This is a genomic window from Pseudomonas paraglycinae, from assembly GCF_021601625.1.
GTDB classification, from domain to species: Bacteria; Pseudomonadota; Gammaproteobacteria; order Pseudomonadales; family Pseudomonadaceae; genus Aquipseudomonas; species Aquipseudomonas paraglycinae.
In genome coordinates, this window is the sequence record NZ_BQHR01000004.1 from 24830 (window position 1) to 50643 (window position 25814).

Below are 25814 nucleotides of genomic sequence, written 5' to 3' on the forward strand. Positions count from 1 at the left end.
AAAACCGGTCGGCGAATCGTTTATCTGAAACCCATACAGCCACTGTTCAGACTTCTACCGTTTATCGCGGTTTTTAGTAGAAAAGTCCTAAGGAAGTGTTCCCCTTATATTAAGAATGTTGCAGTTGTTAGTTGCTGTGTTGAACTGCTTTTACTCAAGGCCCGACGTTTGATTGACTTACCCGTTGCATCCCCCGACACCCTGAAAACCAACCCGATGACCGTGTATCTGGCGCGTCTGGCTCCCTCCAGCCAACTCACCATGCGTTACGTTTTGCAAGATGCCGCCGACCGACTCGGTTTCGAAGACATGAACGTCGAAGACATTCCGTGGCACGCGCTGCAACCGGAAGATGTCGTTGCGTTAGTCGCTGCATTGCGCGCCGACAATTACGCACCGAATACTTCTTCGCTGTATGTAAACGCCATTCGCGGTGTAATGAATGAAGCCTGGCGCATGAGTCTTATCAGCCAGGAACATCTATTGAAGATGCGCTCGGTCAAAGGCATTGCCGGCACGCGACTGTCTCAGGGGCGCAATCTGAAGCGCACGCTGATTCATGAATTGATGGAAGTCTGCGCCGCTGATCCACGGCCACAGGGTTTGCGCGATGCAGCGGTGATTGCGTTGTTGTACGGCACTGGCATGCGCAAGTCGGAGTCGGTGGATCTGGACCTCAATCAGGTCGATTTCAACGAGCGCAGTTTGTGTGTCACCGCCAAGGGCAATAAACAACTGATCAAGTACGCACCGGCCTGGGCGTTTGCCAAACTCAATGCCTGGCTGGAGTTCCGTCGTTCGGAACTCAAGGAAGGCGAGAGCGACGACGCGTTTCTGTTCAACCGTATTCGCCGTGGCAGCCACATCACCCGCGAGCGCATCACCAAGCACGCGATCTATTACATCGCCCGCCAGCGCGGGACCCAGGTCGGGGTGAAGATCATGCCCCATGATTTCCGGCGTTCGTTCATCACTCGGGTGATTGAGGAGCACGACCTGTCGATTGCCCAGAAACTGGCCCATCACAGCAATATCCAGACGACTGCCAACTACGACGTGCGCGACGACAACGAGCGACGCCGCGCGGTGGATCGCTTCGACTTGTAGGCATTGCGTTTCGATCAGGAGGCGGGCGGGCAGCCGCGTGAGCCGGTGGAAGCCTGACTGATCAACGCAGCCAGGCGCTTGACGTTGTTCTGCTGGGCCACCACCAGATCATCGATGGTCGGCCCGGACGGGGTTCGCAGCAGCGAGCGGCAGGCGAGCAGGGCGTCGTCCCCGGCGTTGGCCTGGCGCAGGCGCCATTTGACGTCGATCAGCCCGTATTGGCCGGGTATCGAATCGAAGCGTTGCACATCAATGCGCACCGAGGTCTTGCGCGGGCCGCCGGCATTACTGAGCTGATCCACCAGCGCGCTGCGTAACTCATCGCTGAGGCTGGCGCCCCACCATTCGGTCTCAAGGATCGCCAGGCCGCTGTTGCCCTGGCGGATCACGATTTGCGGCCGGTCGACCTGCGGCGGCACGCTGATGCCTTCGATGGCGATTTCCGAACCGGCGCGGCCGGTCATCGGTTGCGTCGGTGTCAGGGTGTGAAAGCTGATCGGGGCGCTTTTACAGGCGCCCAGCAGCAGGCCGATCGCGAGCACGGTGAACTTCAGCGGTAAAGCCATGGGACAGCTCCTGTGCTCAATTGCGCGGCGGCCCTTTTAGGTCCAGTGGCGCGGCGTTGTCGGGGCGGCCGCGAATCAACGATTCCGGATGACGGCCCAGATAATCGGACAGTTCACGCAACGAACGCGACATGCGCCCAAGCTCGTCGAGAGTCTCGGTCAGTTGTTCGCGTTGCGGCGAATCTTCGGCCAGGGTCGAGCTGGCCGACTGCAGGGTCTTGCTCAGGTCGGCGAGGGTGTTCTGCACGCCGGGCAGGGTCCTGGCATTGAACTGGGTCAGGCCTTTGCGCAATTCCACGAGGTTGCTGTCGAGGTTGCCGGCAATCCGTTCCACCGGCAGTTTGTTGAGCTTGTCGATCATCGCTTCGAGTTTTTCCTGCAACTGTTCGAGGCTGCCGGGGACGGTCGGAACGCTGATCGGGCGAGCGGTGGGGTCAAACGCGACTTTTTCGGCTTTGGGAAAGAAATCCAGCGCGATATACAGCTGCCCGGTCAGCAGGTTGCCGCTGCGGGCCTGGGCGCGCAGGCCGTTGTCGATAAAGGTGCCGATCAGGCGCACGGCGGCGGCTTCGTCGTCCGGATTGTGCTCGAGTACCTTAAGCATCTTGACGTGAGCCTGACCGAGGCGTTGCGGGTAGATCACGATGCCGACGTTGAGCGGGAAGCTGCGTTTTTTCGGATCGAAGTCCAGGTTGACGCTCACTACCCGGCCGATTTCGATGCCGAGAAACTCCACCGGTGCGCCGACTTTCAACCCGCGCAGGGCCTGATCGAAACGCAGGGTCAGGTATTGCGCCTTGCCGTTGGGCGGGGCGAGGGCGGTTTGCTGGTCTTCAAACAGGTCGTAGGTTCTTTCTTCGGCGGCGGCAACGTCGTTGGGGCTGTACTCCGGCGCGCGGAAGGCGATGCCGCCCACCAGCAAGGTCGACAACGATTCGGTTTTCACCGCAAAGCCGTTGGCGCCGACGTTGACGTCAATCCCGCTGGCGTTCCAGAACCGGGTGTTTTCCGTGACGTAGGCGTCGTTCGGTGCGTGGATGAACACCTCGATGTTCACCCCTTTGCCATCAGCGTCCAGCGCGTAGGCCACCACCTGGCCCACCGGGATCTTGCGGTAATAGACCGGCGAGCCGATATCCAGCGAGCCGAGGTCCGAGGCGTGCAGGTTGAAGCGTTTGCCCGGTTCGCCGTAGGTGATCGGCGGCGGGTTTTCCAGGCCTTTGAAGTGTTTTGCGCGCGAGTTCGACTGACCGATATCGGCGCCGATGTAGTCGCCGGACAGCAACGTGTCGATGCCCGAAACACCGCCCGCACCGATGCGCGGGCGCACGACCCAGAACTGCGAGTCTTCGCGGGTAAAGGTTTCGGCCTGCTTGGCCAGTTTGATCGTGGCGTTGACGCTTTTCTGATCGTCGCTCAGCTCGACGTCCGTGACCTGGCCGATGACCACGTTGCGGTATTTGACTTCGGTCTTGTTGGCGGTCAGGCCGCTGCCGGTCTTGAAGGTGACAATGATGCTGGGGCCTTCCTGCATCAGGTTGTGCACCACCAGCGAGATGCCCACCAGCACCGCGATGATCGGCACGATCCACACCAGCGAGATGCTGAAACGCCGGGTCTTGACCGGCGCCTGGCCGGGCGCTCGCGGTTGATCGGCGGCTGACGACTCCATCCATGACCTCCAGGGTGTGTTGGGCACTGAGCGTCAGGAACGCAAAAGCACTTCATCAATATAGAAGTGCTTCGCGATAGAGCAAATGTGCAGGGCGCTTTAACCGGCAGGCCTCATCCCAGCAGTTCCCGCAGGCGATACCAGAACATCCCCAGTGCCAGCAGCGGCGAGCGCAGCGCCGGGCCGCCGGGGAAGGTCATGTGCGGCACGCCGCTGAACACATCCATGCCCTGACTGTGGCCGGCATGAATCGCCTCGCCCAGCAGCTTGGCGCACCAGTGAGTGACGTTCAGGCCGTGGCCGGAATAGCCCTGGGCGTAGAACACGTTCGGGTGCTGCTTCAAACGGCCGACCTGCGGGAAGCGGTTGGCGGTGATGCCGATTTTGCCGCCCCACTGATAGTCGATGCGCACATCCGCCAGTTGCGGGAACACCTTGAGCATCTTTGGTCGCATGTACGCGGCGATGTCCGCCGGATCCCGTCCCGAATAATGGCAGGCGCCGCCGAACAGCAAGCGTCGGTCCGCCGAGAGCCGGTAGTAGTCGAGGCCGACTTTCTGATCGCACAGCGCCAGGTTCTGCGGAATCAGCTCGGCGGCGCGTTCCGCCGACAGCGGTTCAGTGGCGATGATGTAACTGCCAGCGGGCAGCACTTTGCCGCTGAGTTGCTGTTCAAGTTCATCCAGATGCGCGTTGCAGCCGAGCACAAGACTGCCGGCGCGCACCGTGCCGCTCTGGGTGCGGACTTGAACGGTCGAACCGTGGAGAATTTCCAGCACCGGGCTCTGTTCGAAAATCCGCACCCCGAGGGACGCCGCCAGCCGCGCTTCACCCTGCACCAGGTCGAGCGGGTGCAAGTGGCCCGAACCCATGTCGATCAGGCCGCCCTTGTAGACACCCGCGTTCACCACTTGCTGACGAATCAGCTCAGGGGCAACCAGCCGCGTTTCATGGCGGTAACCCAGCTGCGCCAGGCTGTCTTGCTCGGCCTTGAAGGCGTCGAACTGCGCCGGCGTGTTGGCCAGCTCGCAGAAACCCCAGCGCAGGTCGCACTCGATGGCGTTGTCGCTGATGCGCTGGCGCACCAGCTCCACCGAGTCGATCCCGGCCCGGTGCAGGTAGCGCACGCCTTCGGCGCCAACATGCCGCGAGAAACCTTCGACGTCATGACCGATCCCGCGAATCAGTTGTCCGCCATTGCGCCCGCTGGCGCCCCAGCCGATGCGCCGGGCTTCGAGCAGAATTACCGAAAGCCCGCGCTGCGCCAGTTCAATGGCCGTGTTGACGCCGGTGAAACCACCGCCGATTACGCAGACATCGGCGATCAGGTCACCCGCCAGTTCCGGATAAGGTGTGCTGGCCCGGGCCGACGCGGCGTAATAGGAGTGGGCGTGTTCCTGGGTGTACTGATTCATTTGTTCGACTTCACTTTGCTCCAGGACCGGGTCATCAGACGCATGATCGACTGGGGCGGGGTAGAGGAGATGTAGAGCTTGTCGAGGACTTCCTGGGACGGATAGACCTCGGGATTGTTGACCAGCTCCGGATCCATGTATTGCTTGGCCGCCGGGTTCGGGTTGGCGTAACCCACCGAGGCGCTGACCTTGGCGATCACTTGCGGATCGAGCAGGTAATTGATGAAGGCGTGGGCTTCCTTGGTGTTGCCGGCATCGGCGGGAATCGCCAGCAGGTCGAACCAGAGGTTCGCGCCTTCCTTGGGAATCGAATAGGCGATGTTCACGCCGTTCTTGGCTTCCTTGGCGCGATTGGCGGCCTGGAACACGTCGCCGGAGTAACCGAAGGCCACGCAGATGTCCCCGTTGGCCAGGTCGGACACGTATTTCGAAGAATGGAAATAGGTGATGTATGGCCGGATGCTCAGCAGTTTCTCTTCGGCCTTCTTGTAGTCTTCGGGTTTCTCGCTGCGCGGGTCCATGCCCATGTAGTTGAGGATCGCCGGGAACACTTCATCGGCGGAGTCCATCATCGACACACCGCACTGGGTGAGTTTCTTCAGGTTCTCCGGTTCGAACAGCACGGCCCAGGAGTCGATGTGATCGATGCCCAGCACTTGCTTGACCTTTTCGACGTTGTAGCCGATGCCGTTGGTGCCCCACAGGTACGGCACCGAGTGCTCGTTGCCCGGATCGTTTTTCTCAAGCAGGGCCAGCAGTTTCGGGTCGAGGTTTTTCCAGTTCGGCAGTTGCGAGCGGTCCAGTTTGAGGAACGCACCGGCCTTTACCTGACGGGCGAGGAAGTGGTTGGACGGCACCACCACGTCGTAACCGGTGCGACCGGCGAGCAGTTTGCCTTCTAGGGTTTCGTTGGAGTCGAAGACGTCGTAGATCACCTTGATCCCGCTGGAGGACTGGAAGTCGCCGAGGGTGGTTTCGCCAATGTAATCGGTCCAGTTGTAGACGCTGACCTGGGGTTGGGCGAGGGCACCGGCACTGCACGCCAGGGCCAGCGCGGCGGGGATCATGGATTTCAACAGACGCATATCGACACCTCTTCGAATTATTGGATTTTTCAGGCGACTCTTGCTGATCGTTCCCACGCTCCGCGTGGGAACGATCGTGGGTTGGTTTTTGTTGTTTTAATCAGACGCTCAGCAACAGGAACTCCCGCTCCCAGGAACTGATCACGCGCTTGAAGTTTTCATGCTCGGCGCGTTTCACCGCGACGTAGCCGCGCACGAACTTGCTGCCCAGGTAGCGCGCGACGGTGTCGCACTCTTCCATCTGGGTCAGGGCTTCTTCGATGGTGATCGGCAGGCGCAGGTTGCGGCGCTCGTAGGCCCGGCCTTCGACGGCAGCGCTCGGTTCGATGCCTTCGACCATGCCGATGTAACCGCACAGCAGGCTCGCGGCGATGGCCAGGTACGGGTTGGCGTCGGCGCCCGGCAGACGGTTTTCAACCCGCATCGCCTCAGGCCCGGAGGTCGGCACCCGCAGGCCGACGGTGCGGTTTTCTTCGCCCCATTCGACGTTGACCGGTGCCGAGGTGTCCGGCAGGAAGCGGCGGAACGAGTTCACGTTCGGCGCGAACATCGGCAGCACTTTCGGGATGTATTTCTGCAGGCCGCCGATGTGATGGCGGAACAGATCGCTCATGCTGCCGTCGGCATTGGCGAAAATCGGTTGGCCACTGGCAATCTCGACCACGCTCTGGTGCAGGTGCATGGCGCTGCCGGGCTCATCGCCGATCGGCTTGGCCATGAAGGTCGCGGTCACGTTGTGCTTGAGCGCAGCTTCACGCAGGGTGCGTTTGAACACGGTGATCTGGTCGGCCAGATCCAGTGCATCGCCGTGGCGGAAGTTGATTTCCATCTGCGCCGGGCCGTCTTCGTGGATCAGCGTGTCCAGGTCCAGGCCTTGCAGTTCGCACCAGTCGTAGACGTCTTCGAACAGCGGATCGAATTCGTTGGCGGCGTCGATGGAGAACGACTGACGACCGCTTTCGGCGCGACCGGAACGGCCCAGCGGGGCCTTCAATGGCAAGTCCGGGTCTTCGCAGCGCTGGGTCAGGTAAAACTCCATTTCCGGCGCCACGATCGGCTTCCAGCCTTTGTCGGTGTACAGCTGCAGGACTTTCTTCAGTACGTTGCGCGGTGACAGTTCGATCGGGTTACCGAACTTGTCAAAGGTGTCGTGGATGACGATGGCAGTCGGCTCGATGGCCCATGGAATCACGTACACCGCGTCGCTCACCGGCTTGCAGACCATGTCGATGTCGGCCGGGTCGAGCAGGTCATAGTAGATGTCGTCGTCGACAAAATCCCCGGTTACCGTTTGCAGCAGCACACTTTCCGGCAGGCGCATGCCTCGCTCATGCAGGAACTTGTTGGTCGGTGCGATCTTGCCGCGGGCGATGCCGGTCAGGTCGCTGACCACGCATTCCACTTCGGTAATCTTGTGATCTTTCAGCCACGTGAACAGCTGATCGAAAGGGGCATTCATAAAGACCTCGTCGTTGGTTTTGTTGACGCGGGGGAAAAGCGATTTCATCTTTCGCAGGCTTCCCCTGTGGCGCGTTGACGACTATCTTGGGCGGGCCTTGCCGTTCCATCTATCCACTTTCAGCAGCACCAAAGCGCACCAAAAGAGTGCGCAAGGTTCCCCATGACGACGTGCAATCCGCTTCAGGTTCAAGCGTTCAACACCGCCGATGTCACCGAGCAAATCCGCGCCACGCCGGGTTGGGTTCAGCATTACCAGCAGATGTCGCCGGGGCATTTCGCCGGGCAGATCCGTTATCTGGATTTGCAGGGTGTGGAGGTTTACGAAGAACAGATGAACACCCGGGTCGAGCAGAATTTCAGCGCGCCGGAAGGCTCGCTGGCGTTCTGTTTCGATCGCAGCGACAACGCGCTCTATCTGCTCAATGAAGAGAGCCGCAACATCTGGATCACCCCGGAGAACTATCAGGAAATCGCCGTGGTGTTCGGCCCGGAGTTCGTCCAGCGCAACGGCCTGGACGTGGCCAGGCTGGAAGGTCTGTTCATGGCTCCGCTCAATGGCGCGCAGAATGGATTGTTCAGTCGCTGGCTAAGCTCGACTCTCACGAAGTTGTCGCAAACCCTTGATCAGCCAAGCAAAGAAGCGCTGACCCAGCAATTGCTCGAGGACTGCCTGTTCATACTCGACAACGCGAGCGTGTGCCTGGACGGCGGTGGTTTGCAGCGCCGCGCCGAAGAGCGAATCACCCTCAAACGCGTAGGAGAGTGGGCGGCGGATTCACCGGAACAAACCCTCAATCTGCTGGAGCTGTCGCGGGTGGCCGGGGTTTCTCTTCGCCAGTTGCAGCAGACGTTCAAGGCGTACACCGGGATGTCGCCGAGCCATTGGCTGCGTTTGCGCCGGCTCAACAGTGCGCGGCGGGAATTGCTCAAACGCTCCCCGGCAGACACGACGGTGGCGGAGGTCGCGATGAACTGGTCGTTCTGGCATTTGGGGCGTTTTTCAAGCAGTTACCGAGCGTTGTTCAAGGAGTTGCCGAGCGAGACGTTGAAGCGCTCATCGTCGATGTGACGGGCACTCTGCACCACAAAAAAAGACGGGAGAGGTTTCGGTATTCGCCGAAATCTCTCCCGTCTTTTTCATTTATCGATAGGCCGATGTTGCCAAGCCTGTTGCGCTACCGACTAACCAACTCTGAGACGCTTGAAGGAGGATGAAAGGGATCTTTTCATCAGTCTGGCCATCGGGGTTTCTATTTCTTTATGGATGACATGGGAGGCACCTATCATCAAAGCGAGGGTGCCCCACAGCAGCACGTGAGGATTCACAGCCGGATAAGCCATATTGAAGATCATGAAGCCGATCATTTGATGCAGCAGGTAAAGCGGGTAAGTCAGGGCGCCCAACGCTGTCCAGTCGAACCTCCCGATGGCTGACGTTTTATGCGTCGAGATAAAAAGAAACGTCATGAAAAACAGGGCAATGACACCGCAGATAATCAAGGAATCGTATTCGGTCGAATATTTCAGTTCAATCGACTCGGCCCACTTGATCGCGTTGAAGCTGGCCAATGCCTGCGCGGCTGCCAGCAGGGAAATACGGGATTTGGTAAAACCCTTGTCCCAGATGATGTAGAACGTCGCGCCAGCGATGAAATAGGCCGCGTAGTCGGTGATCAGGACCGAGCGCAGTTTTTCGAAAGCAAAGACTTCCGCTGCGGCCGAGATCAGCAGCCAGAGCACAAGGAAGTTTTCTATTTTCTCTATCTTCTTGAAGGCCAACAGGACGGCGATCATCAGGTAGAACTTTATTTCGACGAACAGTGACCAGTAGACCCCGTCGATGGGTGGGACACCGATCAGGTCGCCGAGGAATGTCATGTTGATCATGTATTGATAAAAATCAGCCGAAAATCTTGGCTGACCAATGGCCAGCGTGACGAGAAAAGTGATCGTGCAGCAAACCCAGAAAGCCGGGCAGAGGCGGATGACGCGGGAAATGAAAAACGCTTTGAGATCGTTGTTCGAAGCCGTCATCAGGATCACGAATCCGCTGATCATGAAAAACAGTTCGACGCCCAGGTAACCGTATTTGGCAACGTCAGCCAATAGCGGATAGGGCATTACCGACATATCGCCCCTCGCATAGCCGCGAAACGCATAGTGAAAAAACACCACGGCGATCGCGGCGAGGAAGCGCAGCAAGTCCAGTTCGTTCAGTCGTCGCTTGTTCATGTACAGGCGCTCCAGACTCGTCAGCGCGGATCGATCACTGAGGACTGTGTCGTGTGACATCCGACTCAAGGCCAAAGCGGCGTAGGGTGCTCAAGGACTGCGTAGCCACATGCGGATGTAATCGACTTCGAACGTGGAGGGCAGGTCAGCATCGTCGACCACGCCGAACCATTTCCACATGGCCTCACTGTCAAAGACGATCTGCATGGGGTAGAAAAAGTGGTTGTTCTTCGACTCCCTGACCAGTACGCCATCGACGTACCAGCGCAGGGTGTCGGGCTGCCAGTCGAAGCCGTAGACATGAAAGTCGCCGGCCAGCCGCCAGGGGCTGGTCCAGGTGCTGCCGTCGGCGATATGTTCGGTGCTCTGTGGCGTGGCCCAGAGGTGGGCGTTCATGTTGTAGGCGCGGTCCGAGGCCGCCTCTTTGGTCTTGCCGCCGATTTCAAAGATATCGATTTCGGTGGCGTTGTCGGCCATGCCTGTCCACGCCAGCCAGAACGCGCTGGAAGCCGCAGAGTTCATGGGTTTGGCCCGTGTTTCGTAATAGCCGTAGAAGCCGCGTTCGAGGGTACGAACCATCGCCGAGGTGTAATCCTTGAAACCTAGCTGCACGTATTTCGGCGGCAGGGTTTCCTTGCGAAAGACAATCTTCAGATAGCCGTTGCTGACGCTGGCATTGCGCTCGGTGAACAACGCCGGCTTGCGTCCCAGCGATTCGTTCCCGATAGCATTGTTGACGTGCCAGCGCGTGCGGTCGAGGGTGGTGCCATCGAACTCGTCGGACAGCGTGGTGTTGAGCAACCACCGGCCGGCATTGGCCTGATCGGACAACGGCAGATCGGCATGGATGTGGGACGGCAGAGCGTCCAGCGGGCCGACACGTGTCCAGGTATCGGCCTGAACCGGTATGGCCACGGACCACTTGTCCGCCAGGTACCGAAATACGCGCTGGCGCTCCGCGAGCGAGGCAAGCGGCCGGTCATACACCAGGACTTCGGCGATGTCGCCGCGAAAGTTTTCGGCATTGCCGACGGCATTGCGCCCCACGCCATACGGTCCCAGCGGGACGTCCTGCAGCTCAAGGACAGAAACCGTCGGCTCATAAGCACCGGTTTGCGGAAGGCTCACGGCGAAATTCGGCAGCACGTTATCGTTGCTGGCGGCCTGCGGTCGTGAACTGAACAAGCGTTGCCAGGGATCGACTCCGGCCTGTTCCGGCAACCGCCGGGACACGATCAGTACGGTCACAGATCCTTTAGCCGTGCGCAGGGCCCGGCCGAGTAATCCCGAATTGCCGTCGAAGCGCACCACCGGATGACCGTTGAAGCCGTTCTCCATCCACTGTGGCGGTGAGGTGGCGTCAGCGACCGTCGCGTCATTGGCCTTGCCTGACTTGTCGCTCCAGCGCTGGAGACGGTTCTGCGCATCCAGAGTCACTGTTGACGCATCCGCCGCGTCCAGCCACAACATGAGCCCGGTGGTCGGCACCGCAGGAGGTGCCTGCGCGGCGTTGCTGATCAGCGAAACTGAAAACAGCACGGCCAACAGACATTCTTTGAACATCGGCATCACTTCACCGCAACGGGTGCCGGAATCTTGAATGAAGATTGATACCCCTGCGGATTGCACGACTGCCAGCGCCAGGTATCGGTGATCATTTGTTCCAGGCCACGCAGCGCGCTCCAGCCCAGTTCGCGTCCTGCCTTGGCGGGATCGGCCCAGCACTTGGCGATGTCACCCGCGCGTCGAGGGACGAAACGGTAGGGAATGCTGATGCCGGTGATGTCTTCGAAGCTGTGGATGATTTGCAACACGCTGTAGCCAACGCCCGTTCCGAGGTTCCAGTAGTGAATGCCGTTGGCGTGCTGCAGCACCTGCAGGGCCTTGAGGTGACCGATGGCCAGGTCGACCACGTGGATGTAGTCGCGCACGCAGGTCCCGTCCACCGTGGGATAGTCGCTGCCGTACACCGTGAGTTCGGGTATCCGGCCTATGGCAACCTGGGTCAGGCACGGCAACAGGTTGTTGGGGCGGCCCCGCGGGTCTTCGCCGATCATTCCGCTTTCGTGGGCGCCGATCGGGTTGAAGTAACGCAACAATCCAATGCTCCAGCGCGGATCGGAGTTGCACAGATCCGTCAGCAACTCTTCGATCATCAGCTTGGTGCGGCCATAGGGATTGACCGGTTTGCCGGTGCCAAAATCTTCGGCAATCGGCGTGCGCGTCGGCTCCCCGTACACCGTGGCTGACGAGCTGAACACCAGCCGGAATACGTTATTGCGGGCCATCGCCTGACACAGGCCAAGCGTGCCGGCAACGTTGTTGACGTAGTAATCCAGCGGCTTGCGCACGCTTTCTTCGACGGATTTGAGACTGGCAAAGTGCACCACGGCCTCGATGTCGTGCCGGCTGAAGATATCGTCGAGCAGGACCGAGTCGCGAATATCGCCCTTGATGAAGTCGACGCGGGTCAGGGTCAGTTGCTCAAGGCGCCGGATGCACTCTCGACAGCTGTTGCACAGGTTGTCGAGCACCAGCACTTTGTGGCCGGCGTTAATCAGGGCTAGCACAGTATGCGAGCCGATGTAGCCGGCACCGCCAGTAATCAACGTGGTTTTGCGCATGTTGAGGCCTTCCTGTTTCAGGGCTGAACTCAGCGGGAGGTGAAAACCGATTTGAATTCCTGTGGCCAGTGTGGGTGCAGGGCGCTGTAACCCACGGCATAACTCAGTGCGCCGAGCACGACGCTGCCGGTCAAATGCACGTAGCCCTGGAGACCCAGCTGCGGTAGCACCAGCAGCACGGTTGCAGCCATGACCAGGGAAGCGATCACGCTGCGGTAACTGGCTTCGAAATAGCCGCGCCAGCTGTAGCCGATCGCCGTGTTCAGGCCGCGGATTTGCAACGGCGTGATGACCAGCATGCGCGCCAGCAGAGCGACGGCTGCGGCCATGCCGCCGTACAGGTTGCCGAGGGTGTAGACCAGCGCCAGGGCCAGCGCGGTGGTCAGCACTTCGGCCTTGATCGTGAGGTGGCTGCGGTTGACCGCCACCAGTGCGGTGGTGGCGTACATGGCGCTGTTGCCGATGGCGGCCGTGCAAGCCAGTACTTGCAGCAGCGGGATGGCCTCTGCCCATTTGGCGCCGAAGATCAACAGGATCAGGTCGTTTGCCGTGAGTGCGAGTCCGATGAACAGGGGCGTCAACACAAACCCGCTGACGGCGGTAGAATCGCCAACGATCCCGATCAATCGTCTGGGCTCTGCGCTGCGCCGGGAGAACGCCGGCAGCGCGTAGCTCAGCAAGCCGTTGTAGATTGCGGTGCGTGGCAGTTCGATGATGCGCATCGCCATGTTGAACATGCCGACAGCGTTCGCCCCGGCGGTGATGCCCAGCACCACGTTGACCCCACGCTGCAGGGTTTGCGAGCTCAGTGCGTTGATGGCCACCGGTGCGCCTGACCTCAACAATTCACGCAGGATCGGACCGTCGATGTAAAAAGGGATACGTCGCGGGTCGGCGCGCATCAACACAATGATCGACATCAATTCCATGATCAGCGCCTGGGCAATGACCGCCCACGCACCCAGCCCCCAAAGCGCAACGGCAATGCCACCGACGCCACCCGCCACTTTGCCCAGCAATGTGCGCGACGCCAGCATCTTGAAGTTACCGCTGCGGCGCATCTGCGCCACATAGACCCGCGCCATCATGGTGAACAGGATCTTTATCGAGGCTATCGCCGTCATCCATTGCAGCACCGGGTCGGGGGTGTACAGCATGACCGCGCCCGAAATGACGCCAATGCTCGCCAGACTGACCAGCACCGCCGCCCAGTAGGCGGTGCAGATGTGCTTGTCTTCCAGCCGCTCAAGCCGTACCAGCGGGTCTTCCAGCACCGACGAGTACACCAGGCCGATCAGTTCGACGATGGCAATGATGACCGTGCCCACACCCAGCTCGGCAGGCGACAGCAGCCTGGCGTAGGCGACAAAGGTAATCATCGACAGCAGGATCAGGCCGAATTTCTCGGTGAAGATCCAGGTCAATGTCGTCAGACGGTGGTTGGCCATGGCGGATACCGTATCAATGAGCCGTGGTTGACGCCGTTGCCTTGCGCAAGGTTCTGGCGCGGGCATAGAGGTAGCGCAAGGTCGGTTTGCCGCTGGCGAAGATCAGGGCCTGCCAGGAGCAATCCAGCATTCGCCGGTACACGCCGAGGACCTGGTCATGCTCGCCGCGTCGGGAAAACGCCTCGAGAAAATCGGTGTGGTTGCCCAGCACGAAATCGATCCGCTGCTGCCGGGTCAACTGCGCGCCGTAGCGGGCGAGGTACACCTCGATGAAGCGGATTTTGTTCTGGTAGTACTTTTTCGGATTCGCGGTCATGTTGCCGCCATTGACCGTGCGCTCCAGCAACACCTCCGGCACCGTGTGGATCTCCCAATGCTCGGCGATCCGGGTCCACATGAAACGGTCTTCGGAATAACGCAGGCTGGCATCGAAGCCGCCCAGTTGCATGATCACGTCACGTTTGACCAGCGCGGTAGAGACGCCATTGACGACGTTGGCATGGATGAAATCGTAGAAGTGCCTGCCGTTCTTCAACCGGTCGTCCAGCTGGCGCCTGCCATCGCTGTAATTGACTTGTGCATAGCAGTCGATCAGCCCCACCGGCCGGCCCTGGCGGGTGAGTTCGTCATACAGTGCCAGCTGTAACTCCAGCTTTCGCGGATGCCATTGGTCATCGGCATCGAGCATTGCCACAAACGTTTCTTCGGAGTGCCGCATCCCATGATTACGGGCGCTGGCCTGGCCTTCGTTGGGTTGCTGTAACAGCGTCAAGCGAAACGGCGCGACAAAGTCTCTGACCCGCTGTGGTCCGTCATCGGTGGACCCGTCGTCGATGACGATGACGTGATCGGGCAGTCGGGTTTGCCGGGCCAGGGAGGTCAGTGTCTGCTCGATGCTTTCGGCGCCGTTGTACATCGGAATGATGACGCACACTGAATCTGCTGAACGGGGAGCTTGGTTTGGCACGGTGATTCTCCTTGGGTTACGCGCGGGCGGAATCGCGCGGCAGTGCGCTGCCCGACGAACGCTGACGCAGCGCTGCCGGTGAGGATTCGGGGTAGGTCGCGTGGTGGTGCCGGAAGGTCAGGGCCAGCGTGCAGAACACCAGAAACTCGGCGGAGCGGTAGTTGGGAATCACGTACGCCACATAATTGGTGACGACGAACAGGCCGATGATGACCAGCGCACTGGCACGAAACCGGGCTGCCTGATTCGCCGTCACGGCGCGGTATTGCTTGAACAGTGCTTCACCCAACATCAGCGCCAGCGCCGTCAGCTGGATGAGGCCACCGTTGAGCAGGGTCTCCATGTAGCCGCTGTGGGCGTTGCCGATGTAACCCCAGCGGGTGATGAACGCATCGGCATCGGGACTTGCCCAGAAGGCGCCGAAGCCGTAACCCTTGAGAAACTGGCTGTCGATGAAGGGCGCGAGCAGTTCCCAGATCAACGTCCGATCGGTCAGTGACGGGTCGCGACCGGCCATTTCCAGCAGCACCGCAAAGTTGCTGTACAGAAACAGACAGACCAGCAGGTAGAGCAGGGTGCATCCGAGGAACAGCAGCTGTGAGCGATTGATGCCCAGGCGGATCATTGTGAGGAAGTACCAGTAGCTGATCGTGCCGGAAATGATCAGCGCCACGCCGGTGGCTGACTGGGCAAGCAGGATCGCGACCAGCGAAAAGAACGAACAGAAGAGCGCCCAGCGATTGCGCTGCCGGATCATCGGCAGCAACAGCACGATGGCGATCGCGTTGAGCCGGGCGCCGGCATTCTTTTCAGCGAAAACGCCTTTGAATGCGCCGTCGCGAATCCCCCCGGAGAGAAACGCCACTTCAGGCATGACCACAGCGAGCAACAACCCGATCAGCGCCGCTATGCCGATGGCGCAACCGAGCATGAAGGTGATTTTTTCAAGGGAGTAGTTATAGGCAAGAAAACCGGCGAAAAACACCACGCCGAGCAGGGCGATGAACCGCTTGAGGCTGAGCATCGGGTCGTGGGACCAGCCGATCGACGCGATGACGCAGAGCAGAAAAACCAGCAGGAAGAAGTTGCTGCGATAAAAGGTTTTGCTGAGGAATACCTTGTTGCGGATGAAAAAGAACAGCGGCACCAGCAGCGTGATAAGGCCGCAGACCTGATTGGCGACGTTGCCTTCGAGGTCTTTATTGATGTCGCCAAAGCTCGCGGCACTGCCCAGACCGAGCACAAAAGTGATCACCTGAATGTAAAACAGGATCCCGAACACGGTGAAGGCGTCGCGTAACGTCGAATACCTGATCGTCAATGTGCTCATGATGACGGGCTCCCGATCAACGCTTTGAGGTAGGTCTGCACCGCACTGGCACTCATGAATCGTGCGGCCGCATCAAGGCGTGACTGACGCTGCAGATCGCGCGGTATGGACAGTTGCTCGGCGATGGCCTGGGCCAGGGCGATCGGATCATCGACAGCGACAAGCGGCGCCACCACGCCGCCGAGAATCTCCTGAGGGCCATGGGGGCAGCGGGTCGCCACCACCGGCGTACCCGTGGATAACGCCTCGACCAGCGCGTTGGGGCTGCCCTCGAAACGCGACGAGAGTACGAAGCAGTCGGCTGCTGCCACTTCTGTCAGGGGATCATCGGCATAGCCCGGCAGATCGAAGCGCTCCGCCACCCCCAGCTGTTTCGCCTGTTCAAGCAGTTCGGCCCGGAGGGCGCCTTCGCCAAAAATGATCAGGCGGGCATCGCGATCCGGCAGTGCGGCGAATGCTGTGATCAGCGTGTCGAAACCTTTTTGCGGTGCCAGGCGCCCCACGGCGACGATCACCGTGCCGGACTTTTCCAGCAGCCAGCGGTGGCGGGGCAGTCCCGGTGGCCTCTCGCGAAAGTCGTTGTCGAGCACCGGGTTGTCGGCAATGGTCACGTCCCGGCGTCGGGCGAGGGTGGTATCGACCAGATCCTGAGCGACGCCGCGCGAAACGCAGATCACCGGATTGGGAATCAGCCGATACAGCAGCGGTGCCACCCGATATGCCATGCGCACCATGAAATCGGGGTTCACGTGCCGGTCATGGGAAAAGGCATTGCGCTCGCTGACGTGCAGTCGGGCCAGCGTGCCGGACAGTGCCGCCGCGATGATCGCCACCACGTTGACGTGGGTCAGGGCCGCCAACTGGGCGTCAAAGCGATTGTCACGCAAGAATCGCGTGAGTGCCGGCACCGCACGGACGCTGCGCGGGCTGTGCAATTCAACCTTTTTCACGCGCGGGTCGAGATGCGCTGCGTGAATTCCGCCGCCGGTGAGCATCAGCAATGTCACGTCATTGCCCGCATCCACCAGTGCCTTGGCGAGACGCGCCATCATTTTTTCAGCACCGCCGGCGCTGAGGTCATGGAGGATGATCAGTAACTTTTTCATTGATTCCAGACCTGGTAATACGCCTGCGCCGCGTACTGACTGGTGTACGGGCGCAGGGTGGCAGTGAGCGTCTTTTCGCCGGGAGCGATGTGACCTGAGGTCAGGTTGCGCAGCATGCCGTCGGCCAGTGCCTGTACGTCGTTGACGATCACCAGTTGACCGAGTCGGCCATGGTCCAGCAGTTCTCTGGGCCCGGTCTCGCAATCGCAGGCCAGCACCGGCGTGCCCAGCGCCAAGGCCTCGATCAGCACGGTCGGCATGCCTTCTTGCAGGGAGCTCAGAATGAACAGTCGGGCCTGCCTGAGCACGGGATAGGGATTGCTCAGAAAACCACTGAAGTGCACCCGTTGTGCGATACCCAATTGCCTGGCCTGGGTGACCAAGGCTTCGCGCAATGGGCCATCGCCGACGATCACCAGATCCGGCAGCGCCGCGCTGCGCAGCGCCAACGCGTAGGCATCGAGCAGCAGATGAAACCCTTTGGGTTCGACCAGACGCCCCAGACTCAGCCAGTAGTTGCGGGGCAAGTCGGCGGGCCGGGGCGCCCGGGCGGCTTGAAACAGTTGATCGGTGACGACGGCGTTGGGGCAATAGCTGATGCGCTGCCGCCCCCAAGGCACGGCATCGGCGAGGGTCTGGCGCAAAGCCGACGAAACCGTCACCACCTTGCCACTGCCACACAGGTACAAGGCGTAGAGCAGACGCAGGCTTGAGGGGCCGGTTTTCTGTTCGCTGCAGTCGAGGGTCGCATGGCGGCTGTAGATGACCTTGCAGGCACTGCCCAGGGTGGCGAACCACGTGCAGAGGTTGGCCTGCTCCTTGGCGGAAATGAGGTGGGTGACACCTTCACGCCGTATGAGCCGGCGCAGCAAAACGATGGACTTGAACAGGCCGACGAGGCCGCTGCCGCCACCGCTGAAGCATTGAATGTCCCGGGTGTCGGGCATGTCCGCGTTCATGACGAAAAAGCTCACGCGCCGGCCGTCCTTGAGAAACTGCTCGGACAACCGTTGCTGAACGCGCTCGACGCCACCGCCGGGCTTGAAATCCTTGAGGGTAAACAGGATGTGCATGGTCATTCCCCAACGCTGATGGCGACTTTGTGTCGAACGATCATGTTCAGCAGGTGCAAGAAGTTGCTCGGGTAATCGATGAGGTAGCGTTTGATCGTGTGGGGCTCGCGGTACATGCGATAGAACGCGCGCAAGTGCAGGCGATTGATCAGCGCCGGGTAGTACTGCCGCGTGGCCAAAGCTTCCTGGCGGATGAACCCGCCACAGCTGAAGGCGACCCCGCGAAAGCCGGCGCGCAGGGCATCCTGCTCGAACTGCTCTTGCCGTCCGGCGCCCAGGCCGACGATCAGAATGTCCGCTGCACTGCGACAGATGTCGTTCCGAATGCCTTCGGCCTGGGCAGCGTCGAAATAGCCGTCGTGGCAGCCGGCGATGCTCAGTTGCGGATAAAGGCTTTTGATCTTGCTGATGAACAGGTCGAGTTCGGCTTGTCGGGCGCCGACGAAATAAACCCGTTTGCCCTGTTGCTCGGCGCTGCGCAGCACAACGTCGGCTATCGAGGTGAAGTCGAAGCTGACCCGGCCAATCGGTCTGCCGGTGACGCGAGACATGAAGGTTGACATCAGCATGCCGTCGCAAAAATAGGCAACGCTGCTCGGGTTTTGCTCGAAAAAACTGCCGATCGAGGCAAAGTTGATGAAGGAATAGGCCTGGTTGGCCTCCAGCAATTTCGCCGAGTAGTGGCCGACTATCTCCAGTTTGAACATGGCGCAGCTCCTTTCAGAGGACTGAAGGGGTCTGCCGACCCACGGAGACGTAGGTGAAACCACGTTTGCTCAAACGCTGCGGATCGAACAGATTGCGTCCGTCGAAGATCAACGGCTGTTTGAGCAACTGGCTGAGCCGGTCGAAATCCGGCGCCCGGAACGATTGCCACTCGGTGACGATGATCAGGGCGTCGGCATTTTTCAGCGCCGCCTCTTTGGTGCCTGTCAGGGTCAGGTCATCGCGCGAGCCGTAAAGGCGCTGGGCTTCTTCCATCGCTTTGGGATCAAACGCCTGCACGCTGGCGCCCGCTTGCCACAAGGCCTCCATCAGTACCCGGCTGGGGGCCTCGCGCATGTCGTCGGTATTGGGTTTGAAACTCAGCCCCCACAGGGCAAACGTCTTGCCGCGAAGGTGACCGTCGAAGTGATCGAATACTTTGCGATAGAGGCTGGCTTTCTGCTCCTGATTGCGCGCTTCCACGGCCTTGAGCACCCGGGCGTCGATGTCGACACCGTCGGCCGCCTGTATCAGCGCCTTCACGTCCTTGGGAAAACACGAGCCGCCGTAGCCCAGACCTGGGTAGATAAACTGGTAACCGATGCGCGGGTCGGCGCCGATGCCGTGGCGCACCTTTTCGATGTCGGCGCCGAGCTTTTCGGCGAGGCAGGCCATTTCGTTCATGAAGCTGATCTTGGTCGCCAGCATGCAGTTGGCGGCGTATTTGGTCAGCTCGGCGCTGCGAACATCCATGACGATGATTTTTTCGCGGCTGCGATTGAACGGCTCATACAGTTCGCGCATGACTTCTTCGGCACGCGGGCTGTCGGTGCCGATGATGATCCGGTCCGGGCGCATGCAGTCTTCGACCGCACAGCCTTCCTTGAGAAATTCCGGGTTTGAAACCACGTCGAACGTCAGATCGCCGCGACCGTTGTCGGCCAGCACCTGCTCGATACACGCTCGAACTCGGTCCCCCGTACCGACGGGCACGGTGGATTTGTCGACGATGATCTGGTGCCGATCCATGTTCAGCGCGATGGTCTGCGCCACGCTCAGCACGTATTGGAGATCCGCCGAACCGTCTTCGTCGGGCGGTGTGCCGACGGCGATCAACAGCACATCGCCATGGTGAACGGCGTCCACCAGGTCTGTGCCGAATCGCAGCCGGCCGCTTTGGTAGTTGTCGCGCACCAGGCTTTTCAGGCCGGGTTCGTACAGCGGCAGCGTGCCCTCTTTCAATGCCTCGACCCTGCCGGCGTCGACGTCGACGCAGAGCACGTTATGCCCGACCTCGGCCAATGCAGCACCCTGGACAAGGCCTACGTAACCAATTCCGAATACGCTCACATTCATGGTCGAACCTCAGGTCGTCGTGACGGTTATCAACGGTCGGGCAGGGGAGCGGCAGACGCGGGAAAGGGGCTCAGTAGATGTTTTTCGAGAACAGCGTGAAGGGGGTCTTGATAAGGATTTTGATGTCGAGCCACAGCGACCACTGGTTGATGTAGTTGAGGTCCTGGGCGACGCGCAGCTGCATTTTTTCCACGGTCTCGGTTTCGCCACGATGGCCGGTGATCTGGGCCAGTCCGGTGATGCCCGGCTTGAGGCGATGCCGGGCCATGTAGGCGCGCACCTTGCCGGTGTAATAAAGGTTGTGGGTGACGGCATGCGGGCGGGGCCCGACCAGGGCCATGCGGCCGGATAGCACGTTGAACAGCTGTGGCAATTCGTCGATGGAACTGCGGCGCAGAAAACCGCCGATCGGCGTGAGGCGATCATCGTTGCGGGTGGCCTGTCGTACCTGCTGGTCGTCGTGGACGTGCATCGAGCGAAACTTCCAGACCTTGATCACTTCGCCGTTGCAACCGTGACGGTTCTGCTTGAACAGCACCGGGCCGGCGGAGGTCAGCTTGACGGCTAAGGCCACCACCAACAGCACCGGGCTGAGCAGAATAATCGCCAGGGCGGCGAGGCTTCGCTCAAACAGATCCTTGCAAAACAGGCTGGCAGGGTGCGAGCTGATCAGGCTCTCGTTGAGGTAGATGGCCGGCATCCGCTCGATTTCCGAGATCGAATGGTTGAGCAACACCATGCTGCCGAAATCCGGGATCCACACCACGTCGACGTTCATGTCCAGCAGGTCGATGTAGAGGGCTTCGATGGTGGCGGCATGGGCCATCGGCAGCACGATATAGACGCGGCGCACTTCCTGGCCCGTGATGATCTCGCGGATGGCGGAAACGTGGCCGAGCAACGGCAGAATGCTGGGGGCAGGGCCGCAGCTGTCCTCGGCGGCAATGAAGCCCAGCACCAGCGCGCGGTTCGGTCGGGACAGTTTTTTCGCCAGTTCATGGGCCGTCGGGCAGGTACCGATGATCACCGAACGGCGCCCCTTGCAGACCTTGCGCGAGTACAGGCGGGCCAGGTAATGCAGGGGCAGAAAGCTCAAGGCCTGAACCATGAAACCCAGCACCGCCCAGACCATGATCACCTGGCGTGAATAAATGGCGCTGGTCTGGGTGAAGAACGCAATCGCCGCCAGTACGGCCAGCAGGGTCAACCACCCGGCCAGCAACCTGCCAAGCCCGACCAGCAGGCCATGGCGTTTGTGGTAGACCTGCATCACGCTGTAGATCGGCACCGAGCCGAGCACCGTCAGAATGATCAGGATGCGGTATTCACTGGTCAGACTGCCGACGCGCCACTGCACGAGCAACATCAACAGCGCCGTCACCAGCGACAGCGCGCACAGCCACTGGCCCCAGAACGTCAGGCCTCGGCGGTGTGTCATGTGAGCGGTATAGAGCGAAGTCATGGGCTTAACCTCAAGGCAGCATTCATGCATCAGCGCGAATCGAGCAGGCACGGCGTGCCTCCCGATGGCTTTTCCGTAGCTCGGCGGAGGTGAAGCGAGTAGTGCGTTGGCAGAAGAGGGCGTAGCGGCGGGCGTATGCGCCCGATGGTTACCTGGGCGCGAAATCGTAGTTATAGAACGCCCGGGAATGGTGGTAGCCGTACTTGCGCGCCTTGCGCAGGTCGACCTGATTGAGCACCGTGCCAAAGACCGGCACATGGCTTTGTTGCAACATGGCAATCCCTCGCTGAACCTGGCTGATCGAGGTGCTGTCAGCCTTGACGACATAGATCACCGCATCGGAATGTCTGGCCAGCAACAGCGCGTCACTGATCATCTCCGCAGGGGGTGAGTCGATAATGATGTGGCGATACCTTGATCTGAGCGCCTCGAGCATGCGCGCCATGCGCGGCGAGCTGAGCAAATCCTGTGGCGGCGGCTGAACCGGGTTGAGCGGATCGCCAGGGGACGGCAGGCGTGGCGCAACGAACATATCCAGCGACGGTGGCAAGACCTTCCCGGCCGGCAGCATGTCCAGATTGCCCACTGAAACAATGCAGTCTTCAAGCCTGGCCGTGCCGGCAATGACATTCGCCAGTCCGGGGCTGTCCGGTGGGAAATCGAAGTTCAGCGACAGGGTTGGCTGACGCATGTCGGCATCGATCAGCAACACGCGTTCCAGCGGTGTCAGCGAACTTGCGAGGTTGGTGGCGATGGTGCTTTTGCCCTCGCCGGCAACCGTGGAGGTCACGAGCACCACCTGCGAGGGCTTTTCGCTGCTTTGCAGCATCAGCCAGGTACGCAGGTTGCGAATGGTCTCGGAAAAGCGCGGGTTGTCGTTGTCCTCGAACAGGCGCGCCAGTTGCCGGCGACTTTTCTTTATCACCAACGGCACGACGCTGAGCAGTGGAACATTCAACACGCTCTCGATCGATTCGTCGGTTTTGAAGGTATTGCTCAGGCTGTCGAAAAGCAGTGCCAGCCCGACGCCGATGACCGCAGCGATCAGCCCGACGATAGCGACAATCAAAGTCTTGCGCGGTTTGCTCGCGTCGACAGGAACGATGGCCGGGTCGACGATGCGCACTTTCGTCGAATCCATGTCGGCGGTGGCCGTGGTTTCTTTCAGGCGGGTGACAAAGGTTTCATACAGCGCGCGCGTGCTGTCGACTTCACGCTGGAATTCGCGCAACTGAAACTCTTTGCGCGCGATATCCTGGATCTGCGCCTTGTTGCTGTTGAAGGATTGACGCAGCGACGCTTCACTCGCGGTGGCGAGCTGGTATTGCCGCTCGATACCGGCCACCACTTGCTGCACCTGCAATTGCAGACTGGTGGTGGCGGTACGCAGCTCGGTTTGTGCGGAAATCAGGCTCGGGTGCTTCGGACCATAGCGCCCGGCCAGTTCATCAACCTTGGCTTGGGCCACCGCGCGATCGGCCTGGAATTTCTGCACCAGAGGGTTGCTCAAGACCGCCGGTACGCTGGAGAGTCGGCTCAGATCGCCGTTGCCCAGCGCCTTCGCCTGCCGGTACTCGCTCTCGGCTTCAGCGCGGTTGCGTCGGGCATCGACCATGCGATTGCCGGTCATTTCCAGTTCGTTGGCGCTGATGGTGGCAACGCCGCCAACATCCACCAGACCTTGTTCTTCGCGGTAACCCTGGAGTTTTTTCTCGGCCGCCCGCAGGTTGTCGCGCAGCTTGATCAGACGTGTGTTCATCCAGGCCGTGGTGGTTTGCGACGATTTCTCGCTGGTATCGAGCTGGCTGTCGGTAAAGCCCTGAGCCAGCGCGTTGGCCGCCGCCGCTGCGAGAACAGGGTCTGGCAACTCGACTTCGATTTCGAGCAACTGGCTTTTGCCAACGAACTTGACGCTGGTGTGCAGCATGAGGTTCTGCGTGACCTGGTTGAAAACGTCTGCTTCAGTGAGTGGCTCTTTCTTTTGCGGTAGATATCGACCTAGCCCCGGGATCCATTGATCAAGGTCCAGATCGGCCAGCCATTGGCGCGGAGCAAACCAGGGCTTTGGCTGCTGGCGCGGGTCGGTGACCGGGTGGGTGGTGAGACCGAGTTTTTTCACCGCGCGTTCGGCAAGGTCCCGCGATTGCAGGAGCGCCTGCTGGGTCTGCAGGTAGTCAGTGCCGCTGCTGCCTGTATCTTTGACTTGCTGGAAGGACATCAGCGGAGGCGTTTTGTCGTTGAACAGCAGGGTGGTGCTGCCGATGTATTGCGGCGTGATGCTGGAAACTACGGCGGCCGCCAGTGCGCAGCTCAGCAGAACCAGCCAGCCGATGCTCCATTTGGCGCGCCAGATGACCCTCCACAGATTGAGCAGATCCAGGGTGTCCTTGTCTTCGCCGTGCTGCGGATGCAGATGCGCTTGAAGAGGACGTTCGACGTAGTTGCTTGGGCTGTTGTCCATGATCAGAAAAAGCCTTGTGCAATGGAAATGGTATCGCCGGGGGCGATCGTGGTGCTTCGCGTGATGTTGTCGGTCACGGTGGAGCCACCATCGCCGCGCAAGATGGTCACTCGCTTCATCGAGGCTCGTTCGGTCAGGCCACCGCCCAGCGCGATGGCCTTTTCCAGTGTCAGTCCGGGCACGAACGGATAGCTGCCGGGCTTTTTCACTTCGCCATTGATGTAGAACGAGCGGTATTCGATCTGGCTGAGACTGACTTTCGGGTCTATCAGATAACCCTGCTTGAGCCCGTCGACGATGATTTTCTCGACCTGACCGGGGGTCAGTCCCTTGGCGGATATTTCGCCGAGGAACGGGTAGGAAAAGGTGCCGGCATCACTGAGCCGGATCTTTTTCATGCTCAATTCCGGCTCACCGAAAACGATGATTCGCAACACGTCGCCGGCAGCGAGTTTGTATTGCGTATCGGGATCTGCCGCATAGGTGTGGGGCAAGAGAAACAACGCGAACAAAAGGACAAGTGTGCGAGTGTTCATGTCGAGACCCTCTTAAAGGCTGACGTTGAAGCTGATCTGGAACACGTTGCGGGTGAAGCTTTCATTGTCGGCATCGGAATCGTTGTCGCGGTACCGATAGCCCAGTTCGATATCCAGCCAACGGCGCATGGCGTACACCACGGCCAGGTTGTAGTCCTGAAGATTGTCGGTACGGCTTTGGCCTTCGTAGACATAACGCCCGTAACCGGCCTGGGCCACGGTAGTAATCCGTTCAGTCCAGCCGTGACGCCAGCCGACCTGGGTAAACGTCGATTTCACGGCATCCGCGCCGTCGTCACCCTCGGCGAGGGCCTGGCGAGCGACGAAGGTGAATGTCGAATAGGTCCGCGGTTTCCATTGCAGATCGACTTGCCATGTCGGGTTGTCGAGGTCTTTGGATTCACTGTTGTCGAAGTTCTTTTTCTCGTAACCGACGCGGACTTTACCCGTCGTGCGTGCCGTGAAATCCCATACGGCACCGGCCATGACGGCGTCGGATTTACTGCTGCGCGGGCTGTTGGCCTGCTGGTAATCAAAGTCGGTGTGGTTATATTCCACCAGACCCCGGGTGTTGCTGCCGATGCGGTGATACCAGGTGCTCGTCAGGGCAGTGGTATTGCGTTCCTTGTCGTCGTTGATGCCATCGGCGTTGTCGTAGCGCAGTTGTGCGTAACTGGCCCCGAGATCGATTTGGTTGTCAGCGCTTTTCGCCCCGAACGTGTAGAGACCGCCCACCCGTTTGTTGTTGAGCTTGTCGTTGATGCCTTCGACTGCCGTCGATTCCGTGCGCTCCCATTTGCGGTATTCAGCGTCGAGCTTCAGACGATGCCGGTCAGTGAACTCCATGATGCTGTCGGCACGCACGCGTTGGGCCGTGTTCGAAGCATCCGACTCGTCGTGATAAATGTAGCGAGTAGGTTGCCAGATGAGCCGGGTGGCGCTGTTGCGATCCTCGGCCTTGAGCTCGAAAGAAGGCGCCAGCTTGGTGACCATGGAGGACTGTTTACTGTTTTCCAGTTCGCGAAAGTTGTCGTCATAACTTTCCGAAAACAGGAACGATGGCGTGAAGTCGAATCCATACACATCAATGGCTTGCGGATTGATGCTCCAGGCCATTTCGGGATAGAGACAGGCCATCATCAGTGCGACGGGGCATCGTGACTTCAAAGCCATGTTATAGCTCCTGAGCAAGGGCATATAAGGCAAGT

General features: G+C 60.0%; 21 protein-coding genes. 2 read left to right on the forward strand and 19 right to left on the reverse strand.

Annotation, left to right across the window (positions count from 1 at the left end):
* The first annotated feature begins 216 nt into the window (after positions 1 to 216).
* Positions 217 to 1107 (forward strand): site-specific integrase, encoded by an 891-nt coding sequence (locus L6D82_RS06935; RefSeq protein ID WP_102686110.1) that lies wholly within the window; start codon positions 217 to 219, stop codon positions 1105 to 1107.
* Positions 1108 to 1121: 14 nt separating this feature from the next.
* Here L6D82_RS06935 and L6D82_RS06940 read toward each other — a convergent pair whose 3' ends face one another.
* From L6D82_RS06940 to L6D82_RS06960, 5 genes are all read right to left on the reverse strand, one after another.
* Positions 1122 to 1673 carry a PqiC family protein gene (locus tag L6D82_RS06940; protein WP_236188460.1) on the reverse strand — a complete coding sequence of 184 codons (552 nt, stop codon included), beginning with the start codon at positions 1671 to 1673 and terminating at the stop codon, positions 1122 to 1124.
* A gap of 16 nt (positions 1674 to 1689) precedes the next feature.
* A complete protein-coding gene (locus L6D82_RS06945; RefSeq protein WP_102716780.1) occupies positions 1690 to 3345 on the reverse strand; it encodes a PqiB family protein in 1656 nt (551 codons plus the stop codon).
* 113 nt (positions 3346 to 3458) lie between these two features.
* A complete protein-coding gene (locus L6D82_RS06950) occupies positions 3459 to 4760 on the reverse strand; it encodes an NAD(P)/FAD-dependent oxidoreductase (RefSeq protein WP_102716781.1) in 1302 nt (433 codons plus the stop codon).
* Complete coding sequence (locus L6D82_RS06955) at positions 4757 to 5845, reverse strand: polyamine ABC transporter substrate-binding protein (RefSeq protein WP_102686114.1); 1089 nt, start codon at positions 5843 to 5845, stop codon at positions 4757 to 4759. Before L6D82_RS06955 ends, L6D82_RS06950 begins: the two co-directional genes overlap by 4 nt.
* A gap of 100 nt (positions 5846 to 5945) precedes the next feature.
* The gene (locus L6D82_RS06960; RefSeq protein WP_064384094.1) at positions 5946 to 7304 is read right to left on the reverse strand and encodes a glutamine synthetase family protein; all 1359 of its coding nucleotides are present in this window, start codon (positions 7302 to 7304) and stop codon (positions 5946 to 5948) included.
* Between the two features lie 162 nt (positions 7305 to 7466).
* Here L6D82_RS06960 and L6D82_RS06965 point away from each other — a divergent pair, with 162 nt between their 5' ends.
* Complete coding sequence (locus tag L6D82_RS06965) at positions 7467 to 8375, forward strand: helix-turn-helix domain-containing protein (RefSeq protein WP_102716782.1); 909 nt, start codon at positions 7467 to 7469, stop codon at positions 8373 to 8375.
* 113 nt (positions 8376 to 8488) lie between these two features.
* Here L6D82_RS06965 and L6D82_RS06970 read toward each other — a convergent pair whose 3' ends face one another.
* The 14 genes from L6D82_RS06970 to L6D82_RS07035 form a co-directional block, all read right to left on the reverse strand.
* Positions 8489 to 9538 carry an acyltransferase family protein gene (locus tag L6D82_RS06970; protein WP_102686115.1) on the reverse strand — a complete coding sequence of 350 codons (1050 nt, stop codon included), beginning with the start codon at positions 9536 to 9538 and terminating at the stop codon, positions 8489 to 8491.
* Between the two features lie 90 nt (positions 9539 to 9628).
* The gene (locus tag L6D82_RS06975; RefSeq protein WP_236188462.1) at positions 9629 to 11107 is read right to left on the reverse strand and encodes a family 16 glycosylhydrolase; all 1479 of its coding nucleotides are present in this window, start codon (positions 11105 to 11107) and stop codon (positions 9629 to 9631) included.
* Positions 11107 to 12162, reverse strand: a complete 1056-nt coding sequence (gene galE / locus L6D82_RS06980) for a UDP-glucose 4-epimerase GalE (protein WP_102716785.1) — start codon at positions 12160 to 12162, stop codon at positions 11107 to 11109. The genes L6D82_RS06975 and galE overlap by 1 nt, the downstream gene beginning before the upstream one ends.
* Before the next feature lie 29 nt (positions 12163 to 12191).
* Positions 12192 to 13610: an oligosaccharide flippase family protein gene (locus L6D82_RS06985; protein ID WP_236188463.1), complete on the reverse strand. Its 1419-nt coding sequence runs from the start codon at positions 13608 to 13610 to the stop codon at positions 12192 to 12194.
* 13 nt (positions 13611 to 13623) lie between these two features.
* Positions 13624 to 14577 (reverse strand): glycosyltransferase family 2 protein, encoded by a 954-nt coding sequence (locus L6D82_RS06990; protein ID WP_085745614.1) that lies wholly within the window; start codon positions 14575 to 14577, stop codon positions 13624 to 13626.
* Positions 14578 to 14593: 16 nt separating this feature from the next.
* The gene (locus tag L6D82_RS06995; RefSeq protein ID WP_236188465.1) at positions 14594 to 15907 is read right to left on the reverse strand and encodes an O-antigen ligase family protein; all 1314 of its coding nucleotides are present in this window, start codon (positions 15905 to 15907) and stop codon (positions 14594 to 14596) included.
* Positions 15904 to 17013, reverse strand: coding sequence for a glycosyltransferase (locus tag L6D82_RS07000; protein ID WP_236188467.1), 1110 nt, complete (start codon positions 17011 to 17013; stop codon positions 15904 to 15906). Before L6D82_RS07000 ends, L6D82_RS06995 begins: the two co-directional genes overlap by 4 nt.
* Positions 17010 to 18086: a glycosyltransferase gene (locus L6D82_RS07005; protein ID WP_236188469.1), complete on the reverse strand. Its 1077-nt coding sequence runs from the start codon at positions 18084 to 18086 to the stop codon at positions 17010 to 17012. The genes L6D82_RS07000 and L6D82_RS07005 overlap by 4 nt, the downstream gene beginning before the upstream one ends.
* A gap of 2 nt (positions 18087 to 18088) precedes the next feature.
* Positions 18089 to 18793: a WecB/TagA/CpsF family glycosyltransferase gene (locus L6D82_RS07010; protein ID WP_102716790.1), complete on the reverse strand. Its 705-nt coding sequence runs from the start codon at positions 18791 to 18793 to the stop codon at positions 18089 to 18091.
* 13 nt (positions 18794 to 18806) lie between these two features.
* Positions 18807 to 20147, reverse strand: a complete 1341-nt coding sequence (locus L6D82_RS07015) for a UDP-glucose dehydrogenase family protein (RefSeq protein WP_236188471.1) — start codon at positions 20145 to 20147, stop codon at positions 18807 to 18809.
* Positions 20148 to 20217: 70 nt separating this feature from the next.
* Positions 20218 to 21609, reverse strand: coding sequence for an undecaprenyl-phosphate glucose phosphotransferase (locus L6D82_RS07020; RefSeq protein WP_236188482.1), 1392 nt, complete (start codon positions 21607 to 21609; stop codon positions 20218 to 20220).
* A gap of 148 nt (positions 21610 to 21757) precedes the next feature.
* On the reverse strand, positions 21758 to 24070 hold the full coding sequence (locus tag L6D82_RS07025) for a GumC family protein (RefSeq protein WP_236188484.1): 2313 nt from the start codon (positions 24068 to 24070) through the stop codon (positions 21758 to 21760).
* Between the two features lie 2 nt (positions 24071 to 24072).
* Positions 24073 to 24606: a polysaccharide biosynthesis/export family protein gene (locus tag L6D82_RS07030; RefSeq protein ID WP_236188485.1), complete on the reverse strand. Its 534-nt coding sequence runs from the start codon at positions 24604 to 24606 to the stop codon at positions 24073 to 24075.
* Positions 24607 to 24618: 12 nt separating this feature from the next.
* A complete protein-coding gene (locus tag L6D82_RS07035) occupies positions 24619 to 25779 on the reverse strand; it encodes an outer membrane beta-barrel protein (protein ID WP_039768571.1) in 1161 nt (386 codons plus the stop codon).
* Between the last annotated feature and the right edge of the window lie 35 nt (positions 25780 to 25814).

Excerpts from the sequence above, each read along its gene's own strand:
- L6D82_RS06955 (WP_102686114.1), bottom strand. The coding sequence starts at position 5,845 with ATGCGTCTGTTGAAATCCATGATCCCCGCCGCGCTGGCCCTGGCGTGC.
- L6D82_RS07000 (WP_236188467.1), bottom strand. The coding sequence starts at position 17,013 with ATGAAAAAGTTACTGATCATCCTCCATGACCTCAGCGCCGGCGGTGCT.
- L6D82_RS07030 (WP_236188485.1), bottom strand. The coding sequence starts at position 24,606 with ATGAACACTCGCACACTTGTCCTTTTGTTCGCGTTGTTTCTCTTGCCC.
- galE (WP_102716785.1), bottom strand. The coding sequence starts at position 12,162 with ATGCGCAAAACCACGTTGATTACTGGCGGTGCCGGCTACATCGGCTCG.
- L6D82_RS07025 (WP_236188484.1), bottom strand. The coding sequence starts at position 24,070 with ATGGACAACAGCCCAAGCAACTACGTCGAACGTCCTCTTCAAGCGCAT.
- L6D82_RS07005 (WP_236188469.1), bottom strand. The coding sequence starts at position 18,086 with ATGCACATCCTGTTTACCCTCAAGGATTTCAAGCCCGGCGGTGGCGTC.
- L6D82_RS06950 (WP_102716781.1), bottom strand. The coding sequence starts at position 4,760 with ATGAATCAGTACACCCAGGAACACGCCCACTCCTATTACGCCGCGTCG.
- L6D82_RS06970 (WP_102686115.1), bottom strand. The coding sequence starts at position 9,538 with ATGAACAAGCGACGACTGAACGAACTGGACTTGCTGCGCTTCCTCGCC.
- L6D82_RS07010 (WP_102716790.1), bottom strand. The coding sequence starts at position 18,793 with ATGTTCAAACTGGAGATAGTCGGCCACTACTCGGCGAAATTGCTGGAG.
- L6D82_RS07035 (WP_039768571.1), bottom strand. The coding sequence starts at position 25,779 with ATGGCTTTGAAGTCACGATGCCCCGTCGCACTGATGATGGCCTGTCTC.
- L6D82_RS07020 (WP_236188482.1), bottom strand. The coding sequence starts at position 21,609 with ATGACTTCGCTCTATACCGCTCACATGACACACCGCCGAGGCCTGACG.
- L6D82_RS06935 (WP_102686110.1), top strand. The coding sequence starts at position 217 with ATGACCGTGTATCTGGCGCGTCTGGCTCCCTCCAGCCAACTCACCATG.
- L6D82_RS06995 (WP_236188465.1), bottom strand. The coding sequence starts at position 15,907 with ATGAGCACATTGACGATCAGGTATTCGACGTTACGCGACGCCTTCACC.
- L6D82_RS06940 (WP_236188460.1), bottom strand. The coding sequence starts at position 1,673 with ATGGCTTTACCGCTGAAGTTCACCGTGCTCGCGATCGGCCTGCTGCTG.
- L6D82_RS06975 (WP_236188462.1), bottom strand. The coding sequence starts at position 11,107 with ATGCCGATGTTCAAAGAATGTCTGTTGGCCGTGCTGTTTTCAGTTTCG.
- L6D82_RS06960 (WP_064384094.1), bottom strand. The coding sequence starts at position 7,304 with ATGAATGCCCCTTTCGATCAGCTGTTCACGTGGCTGAAAGATCACAAG.
- L6D82_RS06965 (WP_102716782.1), top strand. The coding sequence starts at position 7,467 with ATGACGACGTGCAATCCGCTTCAGGTTCAAGCGTTCAACACCGCCGAT.
- L6D82_RS07015 (WP_236188471.1), bottom strand. The coding sequence starts at position 20,147 with ATGAATGTGAGCGTATTCGGAATTGGTTACGTAGGCCTTGTCCAGGGT.
- L6D82_RS06945 (WP_102716780.1), bottom strand. The coding sequence starts at position 3,345 with ATGGAGTCGTCAGCCGCCGATCAACCGCGAGCGCCCGGCCAGGCGCCG.
- L6D82_RS06985 (WP_236188463.1), bottom strand. The coding sequence starts at position 13,610 with ATGGCCAACCACCGTCTGACGACATTGACCTGGATCTTCACCGAGAAA.